The organism is Pseudomonas sp. FW300-N2A2 (genome assembly GCF_017351735.1).
Lineage (GTDB): Bacteria > Pseudomonadota > Gammaproteobacteria > Pseudomonadales > Pseudomonadaceae > Aquipseudomonas > Aquipseudomonas migulae.
In genome coordinates, this window is sequence record NZ_JACNDU010000043.1 from 20,072 (window position 1) to 28,395 (window position 8,324).

Consider the following 8,324-nt stretch of genomic DNA (forward strand, 5'->3'; position numbering starts at 1 on the left):
AGCGATCAAATAGGTTTCCAAGCCTCCACAAGGGATCTGCCCCGGCAATTAAGGGGTCGTTAAATCCCCGTCTTTTTCCTGTCCATACAAGCTGTTACTGTACGGCCCACAAAGCCCAAGCCGCCTGGATCGGATCTCTGACTTGAAGCGTCCCCTCCTCCTGCTCCTCATCAGCCTGGCCTTGAGCTCCTCCGCAAGTGCGACGATCAGCGAAAGCCATGGTTATGCGCAGTTCGGCACGCTCAAGTACCCGGCCAGATTTACCCATTTCGACTGGGTCAACCCGCAAGCGCCCAAGGGCGGTACGTTGCGGGTGATGGCGTTTGGCACCTTCGATACGCTCAACCCGTACACCTTCAAGGGCTCAAGCCCGGTTTCCACCGCGAATTTCCTGCAGTACGGCATCAACGAGCTCAACGAGCCGCTGATGGTCGGCACCGGCCAATACGCGCCGTCCGGCGACGAACCCACCTCCAGTTATGGCCTGATCGCCCAATCGGTGGAATACAGCGAGGACCGCAGCTGGGTAGTGTTCAACCTGCACCCCGAAGCCCGCTTTCACGATGGCACGCCGATCACTGCGTATGACGTCGCGTTCTCTTATCGATTGCTGCTCAAGGAAGGCCATCCGCAATACCGCACCAATCTCCAGGAAGTGTTGCGGGTCGACGTGCTCAACCCGCAGCGCATCCGTTTCGTCTTCAAGCGCGCTGGCAACCCACTGCTGATCTTGCGCCTGGGCGAGTTGCCGGTGCTGCCGCAGCATTACTGGAAAGATCGCGACTTCAAGGCCACCACCTTCGAGCCGCCGCTGGGCAGTGGCCCTTATCGCATGACCTCGGTCACGCCCGGGCGCCAGATTGTGTTTGAACGGGTCAAGGATTACTGGGGCAAAGATCTGCCGGTCAATCGCGGCAAGTACAACGTCGACCGCATGGAAGTCGAGTTCTACCGCGACAGCGACGTCGCGTTCGAAGCCTTCAAGGCCGGCGAGTTCGACATCTACATCGAGCATCAGGCGAAAAACTGGGCTAACGGTTACAACTTCCCGGCCGTGCGACGAGGCGATGTCATCAAGGCGCAGATCCCGCACCAGATCCCGACCCAGAGCCAGGGCCTGTTCATGAACACCCGGCGTCCGGCCTTATCCGACGCAAAGGTGCGCGAAGCGCTGGGGCTGATGTTCGATTTCGAGTGGACCAATCGCACGCTGTTCAGCGGTGCTTACAAACGCGCCATGAGTTACTACCCCAACAGCGAATTCTCGGCCACCGGTCTGCCGGTCGGTCATGAGTGGTTGATGCTCAAGCCGTACCGCGAGCAATTGCCCGCCAAACTGCTCACCGAGCCGTTCAGCCTGCCGCAGACCCAAGGGCGCGGCATTCCGCGGGACACCATGCGCCAGGCCCTGAGCCTGCTCGCCGAGGCCGGCTGGAAGCTCAACGGTCAACGAGTCGAAAACGCCAAGGGCCAGCCGCTCTCGCTTGAGATCCTGCTGGTCAACCCGAATCTGGAACGCATCCTCCAGCCTTATGTCGAGAACCTCGCCAGTATCGGCATCGACGCCCGGCTACGCACGGTGGACCGCGCCCAGTACAAACAGCGCCTCGACCAGTTCGATTTCGACATGATTCTGATGACCCTGAACCAGACCCTCAGCCCCGGCCTGGAGCAATGGCAGTATTTCCATTCCAGCCAGGTCGGGGTCAAGGGCAGCAAAAATTACGCGGGCATCGCCAACCCGGTGGTTGACCATTTACTCGAGCAACTGCTCGCCGCCCAGACCCGCGATGAACAGGTTGCCGCCGGCAAAGCCCTGGACCGCGTGTTGCTATGGCAGCACTACATCATTCCCAACTGGTACCTCAATTATCACCGCCTGGCCTACCGCAACCGGTTCGCCTTCGTCACCACGCCGCCCTATACGCTGGGCCTGAGCGCGTGGTGGCTGAAATCTTCGGAGAAAGATCGATGAAACCCGTACGCGCCCTGCTCCTGCAGGCCAGCGGCCTGTTGTTCGCCGGGCTGGCCTGCGCCGCGCCGCAACACGCCCTGACCTTGTACAACGAGCCGCCGAAATACCCGGCCGACTTCAAACATTTCGACTACGTGAATCCGGACGCACCCAAGGGCGGGGTCTTCCGTCAGGCCGGCTTCGGCGGCTTCGACAGCCTCAACCCGTTCATCAGCAAAGGCGTGTCGGCCGGCGACATCGAGCTGATCTACGACACCCTGGCCAAACAGGGACTCGATGAACCGTTCACCGAATATGGATTGGTTGCCGGCAAGATCGAGAAAGCCCCGGACAACAGCTGGGTGCGTTTCTACCTGCGCCCTGAAGCGCGCTTCCACGACGGTCATCCGATCCGTGCCGAAGACGTGGTGTTCAGCTTCGAAACCCTGATCAAGGACGGCGCACCGATGTATCGCGGCTACTACAGCGACGTCGCTGAAGCAGTCGCCGAAGACCCGCTGACCGTGCTGTTCAAGTTCAAACACACCAACAACCGCGAACTGCCGTTGATCCTCGGCCAGTTGCCGGTACTGCCCAAACACTGGTGGGCGACCCGGGATTTCAACAAGGGCAACCTGGAAATGCCGTTGGGCAGCGGCCCGTACAAGGTCAGCGAGGTGAAGGCCGGGCGCTCGATTCGCTACGAGCGGGTCAAGGATTACTGGGGCAAGGACCTGCCGGCCAACCGAGGTTTCTACAACTTCGACGTGATGACCACCGATTACTACCGCGACAACACCGTGGCCCTGGAAGCACTCAAGGCCGGACAGTTCGATTACTGGCTGGAAATGAGCGCGAAGAACTGGGCCAACGCCTACAACATTCCGGCGGTTGCCGAAGGTCGGTTGAACAAGGAACAGATCCCCAACGGCAACCCGACCGGCATGCAGGGCTTTGTCTTCAACCTGCGCCGCCCGGTGTTCCAGGACGTGCGCGTGCGCCAGGCGCTGACGCTGTTGCTGGACTTTGAATGGACCAACAAGCAACTGTTCAACGGCGCCTACGTGCGTACCCGCAGTTTCTTTGAAAACTCGGAAATGGCCGCCACCGGTTTGCCGGATGCCGATCAGTTGGCCATTCTCGACCCGTTCCGCGGCAAGATCCCCGAACAGGTATTCACCGAGGCCTTCCAGAACCCGGTGACCGACGCCAGCGGCATGATCCGCACGCAGCAGCGCAAGGCTTACCAGCTGTTGCAGGAAGCCGGCTGGCGGATCGTCGACGACAAGATGGTCGACGCCAACGGCAAACCGGTGAACATCGAGTTCCTGCTGGCCCAGACCGAGTTCGAACGGGTGCTGCTGCCGTTCAAGCGCAATCTCAGCGACCTGGGGATCGACCTGGTGATTCGCCGGGTCGACGTCTCGCAGTACATCAATCGCGTGCGTTCGCGGGACTTCGACATGATTGTCGGCAGCTTCCCGCAATCCAACTCGCCGGGTAACGAACAGCGCGAATTCTGGATGTCTGCCGCCGCCGACAAACCCGGCAGCCGCAACTCCATGGGCCTGAAAGACCCGGTGGTGGACCAACTGGTCGAGCAACTGATCAACGCCGATTCTCGCAAAAGCCTGGTGGCTCACGCCCGTGCACTGGACCGCGTGCTGCAATGGGGTTATTACGTGATCCCCAACTGGCACATCAAGACCTGGCGCGTGGCTTACTGGAACCATATCGGCCACCCGAAAATCTCACCCAAGTACGACATCGGTACGGCCACCTGGTGGATCAAGCCCAACGTGACACCGGCGATAGAAGTCGAAACCAAACTGCAAGCCGACCCTGCGGGCACGGAGTAATAGATGCTGGCGTATATTTTTCGGCGACTGCTGCTGATCATCCCGACGCTGCTCGGCATTTTGCTGATCAACTTCGTGATCATCCAGGCCGCCCCCGGCGGGCCGGTGGAGCAGATGATCGCCAAGCTCGAAGGTTTCGAAGGCGCCACCAGCCGCATTGCCGGCGGTGGTGCAGAAGTGTCGGTGGCCGGCTCGGCCTATCGTGGCGCCCAGGGTCTTGACCCCGCGCTGGTGAAAGAAATCGAGCACATGTACGGCTTCGACAAATCGGCGCCGGAACGTTTGTGGATCATGGTCAAGAACTACGCCACCCTGGATTTCGGTGACAGTTTCTTTCGCGACGCCAAGGTCATCGACCTGATCAAGGAAAAGATGCCGGTGTCGATTTCCCTCGGGCTGTGGAGCACGCTGATCATGTACCTGGTGTCGATCCCGCTGGGGATCGCCAAGGCCACGCGGCATGGCAGTCACTTCGACGTCTGGACCAGCTCGGCGATCATCGTCGGTTACGCGATCCCGGCGTTCCTGTTCGCCATTTTGTTGATTGTGGTGTTCGCCGGCGGCAGCTATTTCGACTGGTTCCCGCTTCGGGGACTGACCTCGAACAACTTCGATGAACTGAGCATGGGCGGCAAGATTCTCGATTACTTCTGGCACCTGGCGTTGCCGGTGACGGCGCTGGTGATCGGCAACTTCGCGACCATGACCCTGCTGACCAAAAACAGCTTCCTCGATGAAATCAACAAGCAGTACGTGGTCACCGCCAAGGCCAAGGGCCTGACCAATCACCGTGTGCTCTACGGCCACGTGTTCCGCAACGCCATGCTGCTGGTGATTGCCGGTTTCCCGTCGGCGTTCATCGGGATTTTCTTCACCGGTTCGTTGCTGGTGGAAGTGATCTTCTCCCTCGACGGACTGGGGCTGATGAGTTTCGAAGCGGCGATCAACCGTGATTACCCGGTGGTCTTCGGCACGTTGTTCATCTTCACCCTGCTGGGATTGGTGGTGAAACTGATCGGCGATCTGACCTACACCTTTGTCGATCCGCGTATCGACTTCGAAAGCCGGGAGCATTGAGATGAACCTGTCCCCTCTCAATCGCCGGCGTTTCGAACTGTTCAAGGCCAACAAGCGCGGCTGGTGGTCGCTGTGGCTGTTTCTCGTGCTGTTCGGCCTGAGCCTCGGCGCCGAGCTGATCGCCAACGACAAACCCTTGGTGGTGCATTACGACAACAGCTGGTACTTCCCGGCGCTCAAGCGTTACCCGGAGACTACGTTCGGCGGCGAATTCCCGCTGGAAGCCAACTACAAGAGCCCGTATATCCGCGAACTGCTCAAGGCCAAGGATGCGTGGGTGCTGTGGGCGCCGATTCCCTACAGCTACCAAAGCATCAACTACGACCTGAAAGTCCCGGCACCGGCGCCGCCGTCGACCGACAACCTGCTGGGCACGGACGATCAGGGCCGCGATGTGTTGGCGCGGGTGATTTACGGCTTCCGGATTTCGGTGCTGTTCGCGCTGACATTGACCATTCTCAGCTCGATCATCGGCGTGATTGCCGGTGCCTTGCAGGGTTTCTATGGCGGCTGGGTCGACCTGGCCGGGCAACGGTTCCTGGAGATCTGGTCCGGGTTGCCGGTGCTGTATCTGCTGATCATTCTCGCCAGCTTCGTCCAGCCGAACTTCTGGTGGCTGCTGGGGATCATGCTGCTGTTTTCGTGGATGAGCCTGGTGGACGTGGTTCGCGCCGAGTTCCTGCGCGGACGCAACCTCGAATACGTGCGCGCGGCCCGGGCGCTGGGGATGCAGAATGGTGCGATCATGTTCCGCCACATCTTGCCCAACGCGATGGTTTCGACCATGACCTTCATGCCGTTCATCCTGACCGGCGCCATCGGCACGCTGACGGCGCTGGACTTCCTGGGTTTCGGCTTGCCGCCGGGCGCGCCGTCGCTCGGTGAGCTGGTGGCCCAGGGCAAATCCAACCTGCAAGCGCCGTGGCTGGGCATGAGCGCGTTTGCAGTGCTGGCGTTGATGTTGAGTCTGCTGGTGTTCATCGGCGAGTCCGCTCGCGATGCCTTCGACCCGAGGAAGTGAAATGAATCAGGACAATCTGATCGAAGTGCGCGACCTGGCCGTCGAATTCGTCGTTGGCGAGCGCTGCCAGCGGGTGGTCGAAGGTGTCAGCTTCGACATCAAGCGCGGCGAGACCCTGGCGTTGGTGGGTGAAAGCGGTTCCGGCAAATCGGTGACCGCGCACTCGATCCTGCGCCTGCTGCCCTACCCGCTCGCCCGGCATCCGTCCGGCACCATCGAGTACTCCGGGCAAGACCTGCTGAGCCTGAAAGAGAAAACCATCCGCCACATCCGTGGCAACCGGATCGCGATGATCTTTCAGGAGCCGATGACTTCGCTCAATCCGCTGCACTCGATCGAGAAGCAGATCAACGAAGTTCTCAGCATCCACAAAGGTTTGATCGGCAAAGTCGCGACCAAACGCACGCTGGAACTGCTGGAAATGGTCGGCATTCCGGAGCCCGAGAAGCGCCTGAAAGCCCTGCCCCACGAATTGTCCGGCGGCCAGCGCCAGCGAGTGATGATCGCCATGGCCCTGGCCAACGAGCCGGAGCTGCTGATCGCAGACGAACCGACCACCGCGCTGGACGTGACCGTCCAGCTGAAAATCCTCGAATTGCTCAAGGAATTGCAGACCCGTCTGGGCATGGCATTGTTACTGATCAGTCACGATTTGAACCTTGTGCGAAGAATTGCGCATCGCGTATGTGTCATGCAGCGCGGTTGCATCGTCGAACAGGCATCGTGCGAAGAGTTGTTCCGCGCGCCGCAGCATCCGTACACTCGGGAACTGCTGGCAGCGGAGCCCAGCGGCAAGCCGGCGACCAATGTGATTGGCCCGCCGCTGCTGCAGGTCGAGGACTTGAAAGTCTGGTTCCCGATCAAGAAAGGCTTGCTGAAAAAGACCGTCGATCACATCAAAGCGGTGGACGGGATCAATTTCAGCCTGCCTCAGGGACAGACCCTGGGGATCGTGGGAGAAAGCGGTTCCGGCAAGTCGACACTCGGTTTGGCGATTTTGCGGCTGATTGGCAGCAAAGGTGCGATCCGTTTTGAAGGCAAGCAGCTAGACTGCCTGACGCAACAACAGGTTCGGCCGCTGCGTCGGGAGATGCAGGTGGTGTTTCAGGACCCGTTCGGCAGCCTGAGCCCGCGGATGTGCGTGAGCCAGATCGTTGGCGAAGGCCTGCGGATTCACAAGATGGGCACCGAGGCAGAACAGGAACAAGCGATTATTGCGGCACTCAAGGAGGTAGGTCTGGATCCGGAAACCCGGCACCGCTACCCCCACGAATTTTCCGGCGGGCAGCGGCAGAGAATCGCCATTGCCCGGGCATTAGTGCTAAAACCGGCGCTGATTCTGCTGGACGAGCCGACTTCGGCCCTCGACCGGACAGTGCAGCGCCAAGTGGTGGAGCTTTTGCGTTCACTGCAAACCAAGTACAACCTGACGTATCTGTTTATCAGCCATGACCTGGCTGTCGTCAAAGCGCTGAGCCACCAGCTGATGGTGGTCAAGCATGGCCAAGTGGTCGAACAGGGAGACGCGCAAAGTATCTTTGCCGCCCCCCAACATCCGTATACACAGCAGTTGCTGGAAGCCGCTTTTCTGGCACCAGCCACTGCGCAATAACCTGAAAGAGAGGAGCAACACATGGGTTTTCTCGCCGGTAAGCGCGTACTGATCGTCGGTGTCGCCAGCAAGCTGTCCATCGCATCCGGCATCGCTGCCGCCATGCATCGCGAGGGCGCTGAGCTTGCCTTCACTTATCAGAACGACAAACTCAAGGGTCGTGTCGAAGAGTTCGCACAAAGCTGGGGTTCCAACCCGGACCTGTGCTTCCCGTGCGACGTGGCCAGCGATGAAGAAATCGCCAAGGTCTTCGTTGAGCTGGGCAAGAAGTGGGATGGCCTGGATTGCATCGTGCACTCCGTCGGCTTCGCCCCGGGCGACCAACTGGACGGCGACTTCACCGAAGCCACCACCCGTGAAGGTTTCCGCATTGCTCACGACATCAGCGCCTACAGCTTCGTGGCCCTGGCCAAAGCTGGCCGCGAAATGATGAAAGGCCGCAATGGCAGCCTGCTGACCCTGTCGTACCTGGGTGCCGAGCGCACCATGCCTAACTACAACGTAATGGGCATGGCCAAGGCTTCGCTGGAAGCCGGCGTACGTTACCTGGCCGGCTCCCTGGGCCCGGACGGCACTCGCGTCAACTGCGTATCGGCTGGCCCGATCCGCACCCTCGCCGCTTCCGGCATCAAGAACTTCCGCAAGATGCTGGCCGCCAACGAAGCGCAAACCCCGCTGCGTCGCAACGTCACCATCGAAGAAGTCGGCAACGCCGGCGCCTTCCTGTGCTCGGACCTGGCGTCCGGCATCAGCGGTGAAATCATGTACGTGGACGGTGGTTTCAACACCACGGCCATGGGC

Annotated in this window: 6 protein-coding genes; all 6 read left to right on the forward strand. The window is 60.2% G+C overall.

Going from position 1 to position 8,324, the window contains the following annotated elements:
- Window positions 1–142 precede the first annotated feature (142 nt).
- On the forward strand, window positions 143–1,975 hold the full coding sequence (locus J4E42_RS27730; RefSeq protein WP_207286644.1) for an extracellular solute-binding protein: 1,833 nt from the start codon (window positions 143–145) through the stop codon (window positions 1,973–1,975).
- Window positions 1,972–3,813, forward strand: coding sequence for an extracellular solute-binding protein (locus tag J4E42_RS27735; RefSeq protein ID WP_192227362.1), 1,842 nt, complete (start codon window positions 1,972–1,974; stop codon window positions 3,811–3,813). The genes J4E42_RS27730 and J4E42_RS27735 overlap by 4 nt, the downstream gene beginning before the upstream one ends.
- Before the next feature lie 3 nt (window positions 3,814–3,816).
- A complete protein-coding gene (locus J4E42_RS27740; RefSeq protein WP_008028636.1) occupies window positions 3,817–4,890 on the forward strand; it encodes a microcin C ABC transporter permease YejB in 1,074 nt (357 codons plus the stop codon).
- Window position 4,891: 1 nt separating this feature from the next.
- Window positions 4,892–5,911 (forward strand): ABC transporter permease, encoded by a 1,020-nt coding sequence (locus J4E42_RS27745; RefSeq protein ID WP_008028637.1) that lies wholly within the window; start codon window positions 4,892–4,894, stop codon window positions 5,909–5,911.
- Window position 5,912: 1 nt separating this feature from the next.
- On the forward strand, window positions 5,913–7,523 hold the full coding sequence (locus tag J4E42_RS27750; protein ID WP_207286645.1) for an ABC transporter ATP-binding protein: 1,611 nt from the start codon (window positions 5,913–5,915) through the stop codon (window positions 7,521–7,523).
- Between the two features lie 21 nt (window positions 7,524–7,544).
- Window positions 7,545–8,324, forward strand: a 780-nt coding sequence (fabI, locus tag J4E42_RS27755) for an enoyl-ACP reductase FabI (RefSeq protein WP_207286646.1), incomplete at its 3' end; no start/stop codon positions are given.